Below are 18681 nucleotides of genomic sequence, written 5' to 3'. Positions count from 1 at the left end.
AAGCGAGGCATTAGAAATGGATTATACCCTCACCCGCATAGATCCGAACGGTGAGAATGACCGTTATCCCCTGCAATCACAGGAAATTGTCAGTGACCCATTAGATGCTCACGTTCATCGCAGCGTGTATATGGGAAAACTGGAACATGCGTTGCATGACGTTGTGAACTGGGGACGGAAAAACTCTTTATGGCCATATAACTTTGGTCTTTCTTGTTGTTACGTTGAGATGGTGACGTCATTTACAGCTGTGCATGACGTGGCTCGTTTTGGTTCAGAAGTATTACGTGCATCCCCTCGTCAAGCTGACTTTATGGTGGTTGCAGGTACTTGCTTTACGAAAATGGCACCGGTTATTCAGCGTTTATACGATCAGATGTTAGAACCTAAATGGGTTATCTCTATGGGTGCATGTGCTAACTCTGGTGGCATGTATGACATCTATTCCGTAGTGCAAGGTGTGGATAAGTTCATTCCAGTTGATGTGTATATTCCTGGATGTCCGCCACGCCCTGAAGCTTATATGCAAGCATTAATGTTATTACAAGAGTCCATTGGTAAAGAACGTCGCCCATTATCATGGGTTGTCGGCGACCAAGGCGTTTACCGTGCCAATATGCAATCAGAACGAGAAAGAAAACACGGTGAGCGTATCGCAGTCAAAAATCTGCGTACTCCTGACGAAATTTAAAGGCTTTTGCCTAAGACGTAACCAGAGCAATGTGTTGCGATCATAGTAACCCTGATCAAAGTTGTGGTGAATAGAAATGACCGATCAGATAGCGCAAAAAGGCGCTCGGCCAGCGTGGGAAACGACCGATCATATTGATGATCAGGTGGTTAATGAACTGCGTCAGAAATTTGGGCCAGATGCGTTTACGTTCCAGCCTACTCGTACTGGCATGCCAGTTGTTTGGGTTAAGCGGGAACAACTCATTGAGGTAATGCAATACCTCAAATCTTTACCAAAACCTTATGTCATGCTGTTTGATATGCATGGCTTTGATGAGCGCCTTCGTACGCATCGTCAAGGCTTGCCCGCAGCAGACTTTTCCGTTTTCTATCATCTGATATCAATCGATCGTAATAAAGATATTATGTTGAAAGTCGCATTAAGTGAAAATGATCTTAATGTTCCGACAATCACATCTCTCTTTCCTAACTCGAATTGGTATGAGCGTGAAGTCTGGGATATGTTTGGGATTGTCTTTAATGGGCACCCAAATTTACGCCGTATAATGATGCTTCCTGATTGGGAAGGTCATCCACTGCGTAAAGATTATCCTGCTCGTGCGACAGAGTTCGATCCTTATGTGCTGACAAAGCAGAAGCAGGATCTGGAAATGGAATCGCTGACATTTAAACCTGAAGAGTGGGGAATGAAACGCGGTACGGAGAATGAGGACTTTATGTTCTTAAACCTCGGCCCTAACCATCCATCCTCTCACGGTGCATTCCGTATTATTCTTCAGCTTGATGGCGAGGAAATCGTCGACTGTGTGCCTGACGTGGGTTATCACCACCGTGGTGCTGAAAAAATGGGTGAGCGCCAATCTTGGCACAGCTATATCCCATATACAGATCGAATCGAATACCTTGGCGGATGCGTTAACGAAATGCCTTATGTACTTGCAGTGGAAAAACTTGCCGGTATTGAAGTGCCTGAACGCGTTAAAGTCATTCGTGTCATGCTGTCTGAGCTATTTCGTATTAATAGCCACTTACTGTATATCAGTACCTTTATCCAAGACGTTGGTGCAATGACACCGGTGTTCTTCGCCTTTACTGACCGTCAGAAAGTTTACAACATCGTTGAAGCGATTACCGGATTCCGTATGCACCCTGCATGGTTCCGTATCGGTGGTGTTGCTCATGACTTACCACGCGGTTGGGAACGCTTATTACGTGAATTCTTAGATTGGATGCCAAAACGTCTAGATTCTTACGTAAAAGCAGCGTTACAAAACAGTATTTTGAAAGGTCGTACTATCGGTGTCGCCTCATATAACTCGAAAGAAGCGTTAGAGTGGGGTGTCACAGGTGCAGGTCTTCGTTCAACAGGCGTTGAGTTTGACGTGCGTAAATGGCGTCCATATTCAGGTTATGAAAACTTTGAATTTGAAATTCCTGTCGCAAGTAATGGTGACTGTTACGATCGTGTAATGCTGAAAGTAGAAGAGCTACGCCAGAGCTTACGCATCTTGGAACAGTGCTATAAAAACATGCCAGAAGGGCCATTTAAAGCAGATCATCCACTGACAACGCCTCCACCAAAAGAGCGCACATTACAGCATATCGAAACTATGATTAACCACTTCTTACAGGTTTCATGGGGCCCGGTTATGCCTGCTAATGAATCATTCCAGATGGTTGAAGCCACTAAAGGGATTAACAGCTATTACTTAACCAGTGATGGCAGCACAATGAGCTATCGCACACGTATTCGTACGCCTAGCTTTGCTCACTTGCAACAAATCCCAGCGGTTATCCGCGGTAGCTTGGTTTCTGACTTGATTGTGTATCTGGGAAGTATTGATTTTGTAATGTCGGATGTGGATCGTTAATCATGCAAAATGAATTAAACCAAAAAGATGATGCGGTGCAGATTGAAATTGTTGATGTCACGCATTCAAAGAAAGCGACGTTTGTATTAACTGAAGAAGAACGTGCCGAAATTGAACAAGAAAAACATCACTACGAAGATCCGCGAGCAGCATCTATAGAAGCACTGAAAATTGTGCAAAAGAACCGTGGATGGGTGGAAGACGGCGCAATCTATGCGATTGCGGATGTTCTTGGGATCCCTGCTAGCGATGTTGAAGGCGTTGCTACGTTCTATAGCCAAATTTTCCGTCAACCCGTTGGTCGTCACATTATTCGTTTTTGTGACAGCGTGGTTTGTCATATTACAGGTTATCAAGGCATTCAAGCAGCAATTGAAAAGCATCTTAATATCATCCCTGGTCAAACAACACCAGATGGTCGCTTTACATTACTGCCAACCTGCTGTTTAGGTAATTGTGATAAAGGTCCTACCATGATGGTAGATGACGATACTCACAGCTTTGTTAAACCTGAAGAGATTGAAACGTTACTGGAGCAGTATCCATGACAGCAATTTCAGGAGCAAAACCGATTATTCGTAGCGCAGAAACGCACCCGCTAACGTGGCGCTTACGCGATGATCGTCAGCCTGTATGGCTGGATGAATACCGTGCTAAAAACGGTTATAAAGCGGCAGAAAAAGCATTAAAAGGCATGTCACCGACTGAAGTTACGACAGAAGTCAAAGATGCTGGCCTAAAAGGTCGTGGTGGTGCTGGATTCTCAACAGGCTTGAAATGGAGCCTGATGCCAAAAGATGAAAGCATGAATATCCGTTACATCCTTTGTAATGCAGATGAAATGGAGCCGGGAACATATAAAGACCGTCTCTTAATGGAAGAACTTCCACATCTGTTAATTGAAGGGATGATTATCGGTGCTCACGCACTAAAAGCTTATCGTGGTTATATTTTCCTTCGTGGCGAATATATTGAAGCGGCTAAGCATTTACGCCATGCAATCGAGGAAGCAAAAGCAGCGGGTTTCCTTGGTAAAAATATCTTCGGTTCAGGTATTGATTTTGAACTGTTCGTTCATACAGGTGCTGGTCGTTACATCTGTGGTGAAGAAACAGCATTAATCAACTCCTTAGAAGGTCGTCGTGCTAACCCGCGCTCTAAACCACCATTCCCTGCAACATCAGGTGCATGGGGTAAACCAACCTGTGTCAATAACGTTGAAACACTGTGTAATGTGCCCGCGATTATTGAACATGGCAAAGATTGGTATATCGGCTTAAGTGAAGGCAAAAGCCCAGATGCGGGTACTAAATTAATGGGATTCTCAGGTCGCGTGAAATTTCCGGGCTTATGGGAATTACCATTTGGTACAACAGCGCGTGAGATCCTTGAAGATTACGCAGGCGGTATGCGCGATGGTCTTAAGCTGAAAGCATGGCAACCGGGTGGTGCAGGTACTGACTTTCTAACTGAAGATCATCTCGACCTCCCAATGGATTTTGGCACGATTGCAAAAGCAGGTAGCCGTTTAGGCACAGCGCTTGCGATGGCAGTAGATAATGAAATTAATATGGTTTCATTAACTCGCAACTTAGAAGAATTCTTTGCGCGTGAATCTTGCGGCTGGTGTACACCTTGTCGTGATGGCTTGCCATGGAGTGTCGAAATCTTACGTGCGATAGAAAACGGTAAAGGTCGCCCTGGTGATATTGAAACCCTTGAGCATTTATGTCGTTCTTTAAGTCCAGGACACACATTCTGTGCTCACGCACCGGGTGCAGTAGAACCTTTACAAAGCGCCATTAAATATTTCCGTGAAGAATTTGAAGCGGGCATTATTCAAGAAGATTATACCAATGCCAACTTAATCAGAGGTATTCAGCCTAACTTGCTGAAAAGCCGCTGGTAATTTTTTACGACACATTCTAGGTTTAACGCCTGCTGTGCAGGCCTTTGGGAAGCATGCTGACTATGGCTACGATTCATGTAGACGGCAAAGAATATGAAGTTAACGGGGCTGATAACCTGTTAGAAGCCTGTCTTAATTTAGGCTTAGATATTCCTTATTTTTGCTGGCACCCAGCGCTGGGAAGCGTTGGCGCTTGCCGCCAGTGTGCGGTTAAGCAGTATCAAAATGCTGAGGATACCCGCGGTCGTTTAGTGATGTCTTGTATGACACCAGCGACTGATGGCACGTTTATTTCTATTGATGACGAAGAAGCGAAGAAATTCCGTGAAAGCGTTGTTGAATGGTATATGACAAACCATCCTCATGACTGTCCAGTTTGTGAAGAAGGCGGTAACTGCCACCTTCAAGATATGACGGTAATGACAGGTCACACTATGCGTCGCTATCGCTTTACGAAGCGTACACATAGAAACCAAGATCTGGGACCGTTTATTTCTCATGAAATGAACCGTTGTATTGCTTGTTACCGCTGTGTTCGTTACTACAAAGACTATGCTGATGGTACTGATTTAGGTGTCTTTGGTGCACATAACAACGTTTTCTTTGGACGTGTTGAAGATGGCACATTAGAGAGCGAATTCTCGGGTAACTTGGTCGAAATTTGTCCGACGGGTGTATTTACTGATAAAACTCACTCATCACGTTATAACCGTAAGTGGGATATGCAGTTTGCACCAAGTATTTGCCAAGGTTGTAGCATGGGCTGTAATACAAGCCCAGGTGAACGTTATGGTGAATTACGTCGTATTGAAAACCGTTATAACGGGACTGTAAACCGCTATTTCCTCTGTGACCGTGGTCGTTTTGGCTATGGCTATGTGAACTTAGCAAGCAGACCTCGTCAACCTAAAAAACGTTTAGGTAGTAACTGGTTAGAGATCAATGCTGTTCAAGCAACTCAAGCTGCTGCGGATATGCTGAAAAAAAGCCAGCGTATTGTTGGTATTGGCTCACCGCGTGCAAGTATCGAAAGTAACTTTGCATTACGTGAAGTTGTGGGTGCTGAAAACTTCTATAGCGGTATTTCTGCATCAGAGCAGAAACGTTTGACATTAATGCTAGAGATTTTACAAAAAGGTGGTGTTCATACTCCATCTCTACGTGAAATTGAAGATTACGATGCAGTTTTAGTGTTAGGTGAAGATTTAACGCAAACCGGTGCTCGTATGGCATTGTCTGTACGCCAAGCAGTGAAAGGTAAAGCTCGCGAAATGGCAGCAGCTCAAAAAGTGGCTGATTGGCAAATCGCTGCGATTATGAATATCGGGCAACGTGCTAAATACCCACTGTTTGTGACTCATGTTGATGAAACTCGTCTTGATGATGTTGCTGCGTGGAGTTATCGCGCCCCGGTTGTTGATCAAGCACGCTTAGGTTTTGCAATTGCCAATAACATTAATGGTGAAGCACCAGCGGTTGATGGCATTGATGAAGCGCTGAATAAACATATCGAGATGGTTGTTCAAGCACTTTCTCAAGCGAAAAAACCATTAATTATCAGTGGTAGTCATGCAGGTAGCGAAGACGTTATTAAAGCCGCTGCCAACATTGCGTTTGCATTAAAAGCAAAAGGCAATGAAGTGGGACTTTCTTTCGTTGCTGATGATGCAAACAGCATGGGTCTTGCCATGATGAATGCGCAACCTCTTGATGATGCGTTAAAAATCATGCGCAGTGGTCAAGCAGACACCGTTGTTGTTATGGAAAACGATTTATATCGCCATTACGATGCTGATGTGATTGATGATGCGGTTGCGAAAGTGGATAACTTAATTGTTATTGACCACCAGCAAACAGACATTATGGCGAAAGCACATCTGGTTCTCCCTGCTTCTTCATTCGCTGAAAGCGATGGAACAATGGTGAGTCAAGAGGGCAGAGCACAGCGTTACTTCCAAGTTTTCGAACCTTCTTTCTATAACAAAGAAGTCGTGATGCATGAAAGCTGGCGTTGGTTAAGTGCGGTTGATTCACAATGGCATGAAAGAACACTGGATTGGACACAGTTAGACAATGTGATTGAGCATTGTGCAACACGTCTTCCTCAGTTTGCGGGCATTGTTGATGCTGCACCGAATGCGTCATTCCGTATTCGCGGTCAAAAACTGGCACGTGAACCACATCGTTATAGTGGTCGTACATCTATGTTGGCGAATGTGTCTGTTCATGAACAGCGTCAGCCAAAAGATATCGACACACCATTTGCATTCTCAATGGAAGGTAATAACAGCCCAACAGCGCCTCGCCAGCAAATTCCATTTGCATGGGCACCGGGTTGGAACTCACCTCAAGCATGGAATAAATTCCAAGCCGAAGTGGGTGGCAGCTTACGCTTTGGTGATCCAGGCGTGCGTCTAATTGAATGTGGTGATAATACACTAGGCTACTTCACGGATATTCCTGCGCCATTTAATGCACAGAAAAATCAGTGGACTGTCGCACCTTGCTACCGTTTATTTGGTAGTGAAGAATTATCACAACGTGCAGAAGTTATCCAATCTCGTATGGAAACGGCTTATCTAACATTGAGCGAATCTGATGCACAAGCATTAGCGTTAACTCAGGGTCAGCAAGCCATGTTTACTTACGAAGGTCGTGAATTCACCTTACCTGTGAAAATCAGTGCTCACCTGACTCAAGGTCAAATCGGCTTGCCGTTAGGTATGGCAGGTATTTCTCCATCGCTGGTGGGTGTATCGGTTCGTCAACTGCGGGGTATTGCATAATGAGCTGGTTATCTCCTGAAGTTACAGAGATTTTACTCACCGTTCTAAAAGCCGTGGTGATCTTGCTTGTCGTGGTTACCTGTGGTGCTTTTATGAGTATGGGGGAACGCCGTTTACTGGGATTATTCCAAAACCGTTATGGGCCTAACCGTGTAGGTTATGCAGGTTCAGCACAGCTAATTGCGGATATGATCAAAATGTTCTTTAAAGAGGACTGGATCCCAAAATTTGCTGACCGCTTTATCTTCACCATAGCACCAGTAATTGCGTTTTCATCTTTATTACTGTCATTTGCTATTGTACCTGTTAGCTCAACATGGGTTGTTGCTGACTTAAACATCGGTATTTTATTCTTCTTGATGGTTGCGGGTATCGCGGTTTATGCCGTGTTATTTGCGGGTTGGTCAAGTAACAATAAATACTCATTGTTAGGTGCAATGCGTGCATCAGCACAAACCGTAAGTTATGAGGTGTTCTTAGGACTCTCAATCTTAGGGGTTGTTGCTCAAGCAGGCTCTTTTAACTTGACAGATATTGTGAATTCACAAGCGAATATGTGGAATGTCATTCCACAATTCTTCGGCTTTATTACGTTTGCGATTGCTGGCGTTGCTGTTTGTCACCGTCATCCATTTGACCAACCAGAAGCAGAACAAGAACTTGCTGATGGTTATCACATTGAATATTCCGGTATGAAATTCGGTCTGTTCTTTGTCGGTGAATATATCGGGATCGTTGCAGTATCAGGTCTTATCGTGACGTTATTCTTTGGTGGTTGGCAAGGTCCTTTCTTACCATCATTCATTTGGTTTGCACTGAAAACAGGATTCTTCATGATGATGTTCATCCTTATTCGTGCATCGTTACCGCGTCCGCGTTACGACCAAGTGATGTCTTTTGGTTGGAAAATTTGCTTACCGTTAACTCTTATCAATCTGCTGGTAACTGCTGCAGTGATACTTTACAACGCTCAATAAGGGGTGATTGAACCATGACTTTAAAAGAGTTATTGACTGGTTTCGGCACCCAGGTACGAAGCATTTGGATGATTGGCTTACACGCCTTCGCCAAACGTGAAACACAGATGTACCCGGAAGAACCTGTCAATGTTGCACCACGCTACCGTGGACGTATTGTATTGACGCGTGATCCCGATGGTGAAGAGCGCTGTGTTGCTTGTAACTTGTGTGCAGCAGTTTGTCCAGTTGGCTGTATTTCATTACAGAAAGCAGAACATGAAGATGGTCGTTGGTATCCGGAATTTTTCCGTATCAACTTTTCTCGCTGTATTTTCTGCGGTTTATGTGAAGAAGCTTGTCCAACAACGGCGTTACAATTGACGCCTGATTTTGAAATGGGTGAGTTTAAGCGTCAGGATCTGGTTTATGAAAAAGACGATTTGTTGATTTCTGGACCCGGCAAATATCCTGAATATAACTTTTACCGTAAAACAGGTATGGCGATTAACGGCAAAGACAAAGGTGATGCAGATGATGAAGCTAAACCTATCGATGTCAAAAGCCTGTTACCGTAAGGAGCGATATTCATGGAATTTGCATTTTACATCGCGGGGCTGATTGCCATCCTTGCAACATTGAGAGTTATCACTCATACCAATCCAGTACACGCATTGTTGTACTTAGTGATTTCATTGATTGCACTCTCTGTGGTTTTCTTCTCGCTGGGCGCCTATTTCGCAGGTGCATTAGAAATCATCGTTTACGCTGGCGCCATTATGGTGTTGTTCGTTTTCGTGGTGATGATGCTCAACTTAGGTAAATCCGTCGTTGATCAAGAGAGAAAGTGGCTACAACCGAAGTTTTGGATTGGGCCAGCTCTTTTATCTCTGATGCTATTAGTCGTGCTTATTTATGCAATTAGTAGTGTCACTCACGGTGAAATTACTGGAGAAATAATTGGCGCGAAAGAGGTCGGTATTAGCTTGTTTGGGCCTTATATTCTGGCTGTTGAGTTAGCATCTGTTCTCTTATTGTCAGGGTTAATAGTTGCTTATCACATTGGTCGTGATCAGAGCCATGACGATCTCGTCGAAAACGAAAACGCAGGGGAGCAAAAATGATACCTCTTCAACATGGTTTGATCTTGGCTGCGGTACTGTTTGTGTTAGGTTTTACCTGCTTAGTACTTCGCCGCAACCTGTTGTTTATGTTGATCGGACTAGAAATTATGATTAATGCGGCTGCACTGGCATTTGTTGTCGGTGGTAGCTTTTGGGGTCAAACAGATGGTCAGATTATGTATATTCTGGCAATCAGCTTGGCAGCGGCAGAGGCAAGTATTGGTCTGGCATTGTTGTTACAGCTTCATAGACATCGCCAAAACATCAATATTGATACAGTCAGTGAGATGCGCGGATGAATATACTCTATTTAACCATTCTGCTACCACTGCTGGGATTTTTACTGCTCGCTTTCTCACGTGGTCGTTGGTCTGAAAACGTATCAGCATGGATTGGTACAGGTTCGGTTGGTTTATCGGCTTTAGTTGCACTTTGGGCTGGTATGGATTTCTTTGCCAATGGGCAAGAAACTTATGTTCTGACTTTATGGAACTGGATGTCAGCAGGGAATTTTAATATTCCATTCACTCTGGTTCTTGATGGTCTTTCATTAACCATGCTGGGTGTTATTACCGGTGTTGGCTTCCTTATTCATATGTATGCATCGTGGTATATGCGTGGAGAAGAAGGATATTCTCGCTTCTTTGCTTATACCAACTTATTTATCGCAAGTATGGTTGTTTTAGTACTGGCTGATAACATGATGCTGATGTATATGGGGTGGGAAGGGGTTGGCCTATGTAGCTACCTGTTAATTGGTTTCTATTATAGCAATCCTGCTAATGGCGCAGCGGCGATGAAAGCGTTTATCGTAACGCGTATCGGTGATGTGTTCTTAGCTATCGGTATGTTTATCCTGTTTGACCAATTAGGTACATTAAGCTTCCGTGAAATGGCAGTGCTTGCTCCTGAGCAATTAGCAGTAGGTTCAAGTGTTATTAACTGGGCAATGTTAATGGTATTAGGCGGTGCTGTAGGTAAATCTGCACAGCTTCCATTACAAACTTGGTTAGCCGATGCAATGGCAGGCCCAACACCTGTATCTGCATTAATTCACGCCGCAACCATGGTTACAGCAGGTGTGTACTTAGTGGCACGTAGTAATGCGCTATTCTTAATGGCACCAGAAGTACTGGAGTTAGTTGGTATTATCGGTGCTGTGACATTAGTGTTAGCGGGTTTTGCTGCCTTAGTACAAACAGATATTAAACGTATTCTTGCTTATTCAACCATGAGCCAAATTGGTTATATGTTCTTGGCTTTAGGCGCTCAAGCATGGGATGCCGCAATTTTCCACTTAATGACCCACGCTTTCTTTAAAGCGTTACTGTTCTTATCCGCAGGTTCGGTAATTGTAGCCTGCCACCACGAACAGAATATCTTTAAGATGGGCGGGTTACGTAAGAAGATCCCATTTGTTTATGCATGTTTCTTAATTGGTGGTGGCGCATTAGCGGCATTACCACTGTTAACAGCAGGGTTCTTCAGTAAAGATGAAATCTTATGGGGTGCGTACTCAAACGGGCATTTTAACTTAATGCTAGCAGGGTTAATTGGTGCGTTATTTACGTCACTTTATACCTTCCGTTTGATTTTCATCGTATTCCATGGTGAAACCAAAACCGAAGCACACCAAGTTAAAGGTTTTACACATACTTTCCCATTAGCGGTATTAGCACTGTTATCAACGTTTATCGGTGCATTAATTACTCAACCGTTAGGTGCTGTGTTCCCTGAAGGAAGCGCATCTCATGATGGTAAGTATGTGTTAGAAATACTTTCTGGTGTGGTAGCGATTGTAGGCGTTGCCATTGCAGCATGGTTATACCTGAAACAGCGTCAATGTGTTTCTAAGGTTGCCAATACTCGTACCGGTCGTTTCTTCTCAACATGGTGGTTCCATGCTTGGGGATTCGATGCTCTGTATGAAGTGCTGTTTGTCAAACCTTATAAAGGGGCGGCGTGGCTTATCCAAAATGATCCTGTGAACCAATTCTTTAATTTATTTGGTTGCTTGCTTAAAGGCACCAATAAAGGATTAAGTTTCAGTGAAAATGGATTAGCACGTTGGTATGCGGCTTCTCTCGGTTTAGGTGCAGTGCTGGTTATCGCTCTGCTGCTTCTGGTTTAATTAAGGGACACATTGCGCCATGTTATTACCCTGGCTAATACTTATTCCCTTCATCGGTGGCCTGCTAAGTTGGCAGGCTGAACGAATTGGCTCGCAAGTTCCTCGCTGGGTTGCGTTGCTGACGATGGGATTAACACTCGTTATTTCTGTGCAACTTTGGTTGCAAGGCGATTATCAACTACTCAGTGCTGATGGAGCACCACGCTGGACAGAGTATTTCTTTGTGCCGTGGATCCCTGCGTTAGGGATCAACATCCAGTTCGCACTTGATGGTATGTCATTACTGATGGCTGTATTAACTGCGATTTTAGGTATCTTAGCGGTACTTTCATCGTGGAATGAAAATCAACCATCACAAGGTGCTTTCCATTTTAACCTGCTGTGGATCTTAGCAGGTGTAATGGGGGTATTTTTAGCGACGGATCTGTTCTTATTCTTCTTCTTCTGGGAAATGATGTTGATCCCAATGTATTTCCTGATTTCTTTATGGGGACACAAAGGAAGTAGTGATAAAGCACACGTCAGTGCAGCAACGAAATTCTTTATCTATACACAGGCAAGTGGCCTGTTAATGTTGCTGGCCATTATCGGTTTAGCGGTTGCTTTCTACCGTGAAACAGGTATTTGGACGTTTAGCTATGACACCTTATTACAAGCACACACCGTATTAGGTACTGAGCTACAATTTATCCTGATGCTAGGTTTCTTCGCTGCATTTGCGGTGAAAATGCCAATTGTTCCTGTTCATGGCTGGTTAGCCGATGCGCACGCAGAAGCACCAACAGCGGGTTCTGTTGACTTATCCGGTATTTTGTTAAAAACAGCAGCTTACGGTTTATTGCGTTTTAACTTACCACTGTTCCCAGAAGCATCAGCATTGCTTGCTCCTGTGGCAATGTGGTTAGGTTTAATTACCGTATTTTATGCAGCATTACTGGCATTTCGTCAGACAGATATTAAACGTCTTGCGGCTTACAGTAGTATTTCTCACATGGGCTTTATCGTGATTGCGATTTATGCTGGCTCTGTATTGGCTTATCAAGGTGCTATCATTCAGATGATCACTAACGGTTTGTCAGCTGCAGGTCTATTTATCATGTGTGGCATGCTGTATGAACGCTTAGGTACGCGTGATATGAATCAAATGGGTGGATTGTGGAAAAGCATCCGTTTCTTACCTGCGTTTTCACTGTTCTTTGCAGTTGCCTCTTTAGGTATGCCAGGAACAGGTAACTTCGTTGGTGAGTTTATGATCCTGTTTGGTACTTATGGCAACTTTAAGCTGATCACGATTATTTCGGTCTTTGGTTTAGTCTTTGCATCTGTTTACGCACTATGGATGATGCAACAGGCTTACTACGGTTCACCGAAAACAGCTGAAAGAACCTATAAAGGGTTGGATCTGAGAGAATTCTTTATCCTGATCACCTTGGTGGTTTTACTGGTTATTTTGGGCTTCTTCCCACAACCAGTATTAGACACCTCGGCATCAGCGATGGAAAATCTCCAGACTTGGTATTCCGCTTCTATTTCAACAGTAAGGCCGTAATTCGCCATGACAATAACTCCTGAACAATTGATCGCAATGCTACCGCTATTAATCGTCGGATTGACGGTGGTGGTTGTGATGCTGTCCATTGCGTGGCGACGCGATCATTTCACCATTGCCACTTTGACAGCAACGGGTTTCATTATTGCGTTGGGATCACTCTATTACGTTAATGCATTAGGCGTCGTTGACGTGACCACGCTTTACCATGTTGATGGATACTCTAGCTTCTTTACTGCGCTAGTTATTCTTTCTGGTATTGGTACTATCGCTTTTGCTTATCCTTGGTTAGAAGGCTATCAAGATAACAAAGAAGAGTTTTACTTGCTGATTGCGATTGCAGTAGTGGGGGGGATTTTACTCTCATCTGCTCATCATTTCGCATCGATGTTTATTGGTATTGAATTGCTGACATTGCCACTGTTTGGTCTTATCGGCTATGCATTCCAACAACGTCCATCACTGGAAGCGGGTATTAAATACATGCTGCTTTCAGCAGCTGCGTCTTCTTTCTTACTGTTTGGTATGGCACTGCTCTATGCAGAAGCAGGAAACCTTTCCTTTACTGCTATGGGACAAAGTTTAAGTGATAGCAATATCCATAAACCATTAGTGCTTGCAGGTTTAGGCATGATGTTGGTGGGAATTGGATTTAAATTATCTTTATTCCCATTCCAATTATGGACACCTGATGTTTACCAAGGTGCGCCAGCACCAACGGGGGCATTCTTAGCCACTGCAAGTAAGATTGGTATTTTTGCAGTTGTGATGCGTTTATTCCTTGAAGCGCCTGCAGCAGATAGTGAAACCTTACGGATGATCTTAGGTTTCATGGCAATTGCCTCTATTCTGTTTGGTAACATTATGGCGTTAACGCAAAAAAGCGTGAAGCGCTTACTGGGTTACTCTTCGGTATCACATCTTGGTTATCTGCTAGTGGCATTAATTGTATTGCAATACAGTCCTGTGCTGGCGCAAGAAACGGCCGAAATCTATTTAGCGGGTTACTTGTTTGCAAGCTTAGGTGCATTTGGTGCAATCGCGGTAGCTTCAAGTCCTTATCGCGAAAGCGAAATGGATTCACTAGAAGATTACCGTGGATTATTCTGGCGCCGTCCTGTTGTTGCTGTAGTTATGTCCCTGATGATGTTATCACTGGCTGGTGTACCAATTACCTTAGGATTCATTGGTAAACTATATGTGATTATTGCAGGTATTAACTCAAGCTTATGGTGGTTAACTGGTATGGTCGTGTTAGGTAGTGCGATAGGTTTATTCTACTACCTACGTGCAGCTGCGATTGTTTTCTTACGTAAACCAGACAATGACAATACGCCAGCGGTTGCAACCACATCACAAAATATGGCGACATTTGTTGCATTAATCTGTGCGATTGTTGTGATTGCATTAGGTGTATGGCCACAACCATTAATTGAATTGACGAATTTTGCGATTATTGCACCTGCTGTAAATTAATCGTAAGAACAAAAAATTCAAATAATAAAACGGCTCTTTTTATAGAGCCGTTTTTTATGGTTAATTCTCGGTGTATTTTAATTGTTCTTTATTACTATAATATAAAGTGAAGTCATCTAAGAATGGGAAAAGGGGGATAAGAATTTTTTCCGTTAATGACATATTACTTTTCAAAGTTGTAAATTGTGAATTTATCATTTTCCAAGACTCATTTAACACGATTAATTGTTCAATAAATTCCCTTAAAAAAAGGTCAATATCAATTAACATATAGTAGTGTTTTAATGTAAATGAAGTATTTTGCTTCTCATTTTTTAATTGGCTAAGTTGTTTTATTTGTGAAAGAAAAAGCGTTGTGAGTTGATGACGAGTTTCAACAATTTTAGCATATGAAAAACCATGGCTTAATGTAGAAAATAATTTATCAAGTATTTCTATCAATGAAGATAAAATATTTTTTTCCTTATTTTCAATGTTAAGTGCTTCAATTTCTGATTTTAAAGGAATAGAGCCATTAAAAAGGTCGAAAAAACTCCGTTTGTTTAAAATATCTTCACTTTGGCGTATGATATCGAGTTCTTGTTTTGTCTTTTCATTTTCATGCTCTAATGTTGCAATTTGAGTTGTTAATGTATTGATGAGATTTTCTTTATCAATAATAAAAGGCATGATCCTATCACTAACAAACTGTGTTTTGAGTTGATTTATTTCTGATGAAAGAAATAGACAATGTTCATCAATGATTTTTTTAGTTTCATTGACTTCATTTAGAAATATATCTAGTATCTCTTTCTTTTCCTCTTCTAATTTTATTTTTAATTCGATACTGAGTGAATCTTTTTTTATCTCATTATCAATTTCATTAACTATTTTAAATGTATCATTAAGTAATTTCTGCCTTAATCTTGTTTTTAAAACAAGTGAGAAATAGATAATGTTTTCAATATTTTTATTATTTCTTTCTATGAATAAGGTTAATTCGTTGTTGAAATCATTATTCATGTAACATTTATTATTACTTAAATAAAGAATGTTTCGATAAGCATGAAATAGTTTTGTATGCTCAAATTTTATTTCAGGCGTTACCTGTTTTCTACTATTATTCATAACAATTTCCTTTTGTTAATTTGATGAGTAAAAAGAAGAGAGTGCATTATCAAAAGAAATAAAAATCTCTTTTGAATACCCAATAACCATATACCAAGGTGAAATGATTTTTTCTAAATAGATACTAAATTTAATGAGTTCTAATGCATTGTTTATTTTATTGAAGTTACTTATTGATGCATCTATCTCTGTTATTATGGCCTGCCAGACATATTCAATATGCTCTAATGCTATATTTGTATCTTCGATAAGTTGTTCTACATCGTCCAATTCAATATAAAGAGAATTTAAATAGAGAGATAAGTTAGTATAGATATCTATCTCCTTATTAAGGCTTTTTACTTTTTCTATTGATTCATTTCTCTTTTTGCGTATTTTTTCAGCTTTAGCGCCAAAAATACCTCCTGTAATAATAACGCCAATAATACCTGCCGCAAGTCCTGTAAAAGCAAGACCAACATAGTTTTTATACTCCTCTTTTAATATTTTAATATCCTCAATCAGTAAGTCTCGTTCATCAATGAGAGAGATATTATTACTATTATTGAATTCATTAATGAGTTTTTTTTTGTTAATGACCTCATGATAAATAGATTGATATTGTATATTTCTACTATCTTTCCCACCCATTATTTTACTTCTAAAGGTAGATAAAAGATCTTTTATTTTAAGGGTTTTATCTCGTTCAGTTTCGATATCTTGTTTCATACTTTCTAATATATGAATAAGTTGAGTCGAAATTTGTTTATCCTGATCGGTATATTTAATATTAGCCAATTCTTGATCGGAAAGATCATTGATAACAGTTGAGATTTTGGTTAATAAAGGCATTTGGCTAATAAATAAAATGATGTTTTCACCCGTAGATGTTATTTCCCTTCCCATGATTTCTAAATCAATAGCTTGTTGTTTTATTGCATATTCAATTTTATTCCATTCAAATGCATGTTCTCGGATCCGAACAAAAAGAGACAAGATATTATCAGAGGAGAGTTGTTGTATGCTTATTTCATTGTAACCAATAAAATTGATAACATCTTCTAATTTGTAAGGGAGTGAAAGTGCTTTGTTAATATAAGATTTTATCTTAATTAAATCATGAGAAGTAACAATTCCGGGTAAGCGCCCATTTTCGTTATCTATTCCGAGTATTAAGCTGAGTGCCTCTTTGGGAATATCGGGCGTTTCGATAATTTTATCTATATGTTCATAGGTGGTTGTATCCATATAACCTCTCTTATGTATAATAATTTTTTATCTATACAGCATGTTCTTAGAATGATTTGTTTACTATTTAGGATTTACAGATTAATGCTTCTACTTTGTAACATGAAAAATACAAAACTTTGATAAATGACAAAGGTTATAATTAATCAGCCCTTTGATAATTCTTATAGAGACGTATAATCTCCCTTTTAATTAGTTGTGGGTATTTGGAGTGGAAAAGGTTAATCCTGTGTTTTCGACACTGTACGAAAAAGTTAAAAAAATAAATCTGACAGCACAAGGTAATCTTTTACATTTGAAAGTCGCCTTGCCGTCAGAGGTTTCGTTCCCATTACTCTCATGGCTTGCTGCTCAAGTGTATTATCCGCAATTTTACTGGCAGCATCGCGATGAGAGTGAAGAAGTGGCAGCATGTGGGCAATTATGTTGCTTCAATCATATTCAAGACGCTCGCCAATTTTTAGCAATTCATCAGTCTGATATAAATATTGATGATGTGCGTATTTGGGGCTTAAATGCGTGGGATACCATTATTCCTGGCCGTATAGATGAGATAAATGGGGATGATGCCTATCTTTTTTTACCTAGAATTGAAATTAGGCGCCACCAGCAGCAGCTTTCTGTTCATTTAAATCTACTTGATGACGCTGATAAAAAAGACACCTTAGATTTTCTGCAAACATTAAATCAATCGCTAGATATTGAGCCTCTTTCTGTTTCTGTGACTCAAGTTAATCACTCTTTAACGCAAGAGCAGTGGACTCATTATCTTGATATTGCATTAGATGAAATTAACCAAGGCTTATTTGAAAAAGTAGTGCCAGCAAGGGCTACATGCTTAACATTAGATAATCCACTTAAAGCCATTCAATTTATGAAAGCAAGTCGTGATGTCAATCATCATTGCTATCATTATATGCTGGCATTTTCACCTTCAGATGCCTTTATGGGATCAACTCCTGAAAGATTATATAAACGTGATGAGTTGATGTTGTATACCGAAGCGTTAGCTGGAACTGTAGCGAGTTCGGATAATGAGCAACAAGCGATAGCGTTTGCAGATTGGCTGATGAATGACAAAAAAAACCAGCATGAAAATTTGGTTGTCGTTGATGATATTTGTCAACGATTACAAGGTGGTGTTGACGGTATTGATGTCTCTCCAGCTGATGTTATCCGTTTACGTAAAGTACAACATCTTCGTCGTTATATTCATGGAAAATTAATTAATTCAGATGATATTGATTGTTTAAAACGATTACAGCCAACTGCGGCGGTGTGTGGATTACCAAGAAGTGTTGCGCGCGCTTTTATTCGCAAACATGAGCCTTTTGAACGTCGTTGGTATGCCGGATCTGCAGGGTATTTATCGCTTCCTCATGCCGAATTTGCAGTAAGCTTGCGTTGTGGTGAGTTGCACGATGATACCTTGACGCTGTATGCAGGTGCGGGTGTTGTGGCCGGCTCTGATCCACAGCAAGAGTGGACAGAAATTGAAAATAAAGCGGCGGGTTTACGAACATTGCTAGAGAAAGAGAGTTAATTTTCTACTAAAAGTCTGAGTTAGGATAAATAGCATCAGCAATAATCATCATAATTTGATGAGTGTTTTTTTACAGTCAGTTATTTAGTGCTACTCTTCAAATAACCACTGCTAGTTGTTAACTAATTGATGCTATTCTTTAGCACTGTAGCGTTATTTATTCTTATTCTTAACGATAAAAAAGAGCGCTTTGAAAATAAGGCGGACAACTCGCCTAAATAATGCACTCTTTGAGTGTTTTCTTTAACGATTTATTTAACGAAAACTTCTGTTCATTGAACTAGGCTAAGGAAAAGTATTTAGGAACAG

General features: G+C 41.0%; 15 protein-coding genes. 13 read left to right on the top strand and 2 right to left on the bottom strand.

Going from position 1 to position 18681, the window contains the following annotated elements:
* The first annotated feature begins 16 nt into the window (after nucleotides 1-16).
* The 12 genes from LG402_RS13245 (at nucleotide 17) to nuoN (ending at nucleotide 14495) form a co-directional block, all read left to right on the top strand.
* The gene (locus LG402_RS13245; RefSeq protein ID WP_004243697.1) at nucleotides 17-691 is read left to right on the top strand and encodes a NuoB/complex I 20 kDa subunit family protein; all 675 of its coding nucleotides are present in this window, start codon (nucleotides 17-19) and stop codon (nucleotides 689-691) included.
* A 76-nt stretch (nucleotides 692-767) separates the two neighbouring features.
* Nucleotides 768-2564 (top strand): NADH-quinone oxidoreductase subunit C/D, encoded by a 1797-nt coding sequence (nuoC, locus tag LG402_RS13240; RefSeq protein WP_166540727.1) that lies wholly within the window; start codon nucleotides 768-770, stop codon nucleotides 2562-2564.
* A 2-nt stretch (nucleotides 2565-2566) separates the two neighbouring features.
* Nucleotides 2567-3112, top strand: a complete 546-nt coding sequence (gene nuoE / locus LG402_RS13235; protein ID WP_006533305.1) for an NADH-quinone oxidoreductase subunit NuoE — start codon at nucleotides 2567-2569, stop codon at nucleotides 3110-3112.
* The gene (nuoF, locus tag LG402_RS13230) at nucleotides 3109-4473 is read left to right on the top strand and encodes an NADH-quinone oxidoreductase subunit NuoF (RefSeq protein ID WP_072063177.1); all 1365 of its coding nucleotides are present in this window, start codon (nucleotides 3109-3111) and stop codon (nucleotides 4471-4473) included. The genes nuoE and nuoF overlap by 4 nt, the downstream gene beginning before the upstream one ends.
* A 53-nt stretch (nucleotides 4474-4526) precedes the next feature.
* The gene (nuoG, locus tag LG402_RS13225) at nucleotides 4527-7259 is read left to right on the top strand and encodes an NADH-quinone oxidoreductase subunit NuoG (RefSeq protein ID WP_227335719.1); all 2733 of its coding nucleotides are present in this window, start codon (nucleotides 4527-4529) and stop codon (nucleotides 7257-7259) included.
* Nucleotides 7259-8236 (top strand): NADH-quinone oxidoreductase subunit NuoH, encoded by a 978-nt coding sequence (gene nuoH / locus LG402_RS13220; protein ID WP_006533300.1) that lies wholly within the window; start codon nucleotides 7259-7261, stop codon nucleotides 8234-8236. Before nuoG ends, nuoH begins: the two co-directional genes overlap by 1 nt.
* A gap of 14 nt (nucleotides 8237-8250) precedes the next feature.
* Nucleotides 8251-8793 carry an NADH-quinone oxidoreductase subunit NuoI gene (nuoI, locus tag LG402_RS13215; RefSeq protein WP_006533299.1) on the top strand — a complete coding sequence of 181 codons (543 nt, stop codon included), beginning with the start codon at nucleotides 8251-8253 and terminating at the stop codon, nucleotides 8791-8793.
* Nucleotides 8794-8805: 12 nt separating this feature from the next.
* Entirely contained in the window at nucleotides 8806-9339 is a 534-nt protein-coding gene (gene nuoJ / locus LG402_RS13210; RefSeq protein WP_072063175.1) for an NADH-quinone oxidoreductase subunit J, read from the top strand.
* Nucleotides 9336-9638 carry an NADH-quinone oxidoreductase subunit NuoK gene (gene nuoK, locus LG402_RS13205; protein WP_023581731.1) on the top strand — a complete coding sequence of 101 codons (303 nt, stop codon included), beginning with the start codon at nucleotides 9336-9338 and terminating at the stop codon, nucleotides 9636-9638. Before nuoJ ends, nuoK begins: the two co-directional genes overlap by 4 nt.
* Nucleotides 9635-11470, top strand: coding sequence for an NADH-quinone oxidoreductase subunit L (nuoL, locus tag LG402_RS13200; protein ID WP_166540725.1), 1836 nt, complete (start codon nucleotides 9635-9637; stop codon nucleotides 11468-11470). The genes nuoK and nuoL overlap by 4 nt, the downstream gene beginning before the upstream one ends.
* Before the next feature lie 19 nt (nucleotides 11471-11489).
* The gene (gene nuoM / locus LG402_RS13195; RefSeq protein ID WP_166540724.1) at nucleotides 11490-13019 is read left to right on the top strand and encodes an NADH-quinone oxidoreductase subunit M; all 1530 of its coding nucleotides are present in this window, start codon (nucleotides 11490-11492) and stop codon (nucleotides 13017-13019) included.
* A 6-nt stretch (nucleotides 13020-13025) separates the two neighbouring features.
* Nucleotides 13026-14495: an NADH-quinone oxidoreductase subunit NuoN gene (gene nuoN / locus LG402_RS13190; protein WP_109407241.1), complete on the top strand. Its 1470-nt coding sequence runs from the start codon at nucleotides 13026-13028 to the stop codon at nucleotides 14493-14495.
* Between the two features lie 60 nt (nucleotides 14496-14555).
* On the opposite strand, the gene LG402_RS13185 is transcribed toward nuoN, so the two are convergent.
* A complete protein-coding gene (locus tag LG402_RS13185; protein WP_227335718.1) occupies nucleotides 14556-15602 on the bottom strand; it encodes an alpha-xenorhabdolysin family binary toxin subunit B in 1047 nt (348 codons plus the stop codon).
* A 15-nt stretch (nucleotides 15603-15617) separates the two neighbouring features.
* Nucleotides 15618-16829, bottom strand: coding sequence for an alpha-xenorhabdolysin family binary toxin subunit A (locus tag LG402_RS13180; RefSeq protein WP_109407239.1), 1212 nt, complete (start codon nucleotides 16827-16829; stop codon nucleotides 15618-15620).
* Between the two features lie 211 nt (nucleotides 16830-17040).
* On the opposite strand from LG402_RS13180, the gene LG402_RS13175 reads away from it, so the two are divergent.
* On the top strand, nucleotides 17041-18372 hold the full coding sequence (locus LG402_RS13175; protein ID WP_166540722.1) for an isochorismate synthase: 1332 nt from the start codon (nucleotides 17041-17043) through the stop codon (nucleotides 18370-18372).
* The last annotated feature ends 309 nt before the right edge of the window (nucleotides 18373-18681 follow it).

This window comes from Proteus sp. NMG38-2 (genome assembly GCF_020640995.1).
GTDB lineage: Bacteria > Pseudomonadota > Gammaproteobacteria > Enterobacterales > Enterobacteriaceae > Proteus.
The sequence above is the reverse complement of the archived record's forward strand: the minus strand, read 5'-3'. Positions and strand labels throughout refer to the sequence as shown.

Excerpts from the sequence above, each read along its gene's own strand:
- LG402_RS13245 (WP_004243697.1), top strand. The coding sequence starts at position 17 with ATGGATTATACCCTCACCCGCATAGATCCGAACGGTGAGAATGACCGT.
- nuoC (WP_166540727.1), top strand. The coding sequence starts at position 768 with ATGACCGATCAGATAGCGCAAAAAGGCGCTCGGCCAGCGTGGGAAACG.
- nuoE (WP_006533305.1), top strand. The coding sequence starts at position 2,567 with ATGCAAAATGAATTAAACCAAAAAGATGATGCGGTGCAGATTGAAATT.
- nuoF (WP_072063177.1), top strand. The coding sequence starts at position 3,109 with ATGACAGCAATTTCAGGAGCAAAACCGATTATTCGTAGCGCAGAAACG.
- nuoG (WP_227335719.1), top strand. The coding sequence starts at position 4,527 with ATGCTGACTATGGCTACGATTCATGTAGACGGCAAAGAATATGAAGTT.
- nuoH (WP_006533300.1), top strand. The coding sequence starts at position 7,259 with ATGAGCTGGTTATCTCCTGAAGTTACAGAGATTTTACTCACCGTTCTA.
- nuoI (WP_006533299.1), top strand. The coding sequence starts at position 8,251 with ATGACTTTAAAAGAGTTATTGACTGGTTTCGGCACCCAGGTACGAAGC.
- nuoJ (WP_072063175.1), top strand. The coding sequence starts at position 8,806 with ATGGAATTTGCATTTTACATCGCGGGGCTGATTGCCATCCTTGCAACA.
- nuoK (WP_023581731.1), top strand. The coding sequence starts at position 9,336 with ATGATACCTCTTCAACATGGTTTGATCTTGGCTGCGGTACTGTTTGTG.
- nuoL (WP_166540725.1), top strand. The coding sequence starts at position 9,635 with ATGAATATACTCTATTTAACCATTCTGCTACCACTGCTGGGATTTTTA.
- nuoM (WP_166540724.1), top strand. The coding sequence starts at position 11,490 with ATGTTATTACCCTGGCTAATACTTATTCCCTTCATCGGTGGCCTGCTA.
- nuoN (WP_109407241.1), top strand. The coding sequence starts at position 13,026 with ATGACAATAACTCCTGAACAATTGATCGCAATGCTACCGCTATTAATC.
- LG402_RS13185 (WP_227335718.1), bottom strand. The coding sequence starts at position 15,602 with ATGAATAATAGTAGAAAACAGGTAACGCCTGAAATAAAATTTGAGCAT.
- LG402_RS13180 (WP_109407239.1), bottom strand. The coding sequence starts at position 16,829 with ATGGATACAACCACCTATGAACATATAGATAAAATTATCGAAACGCCC.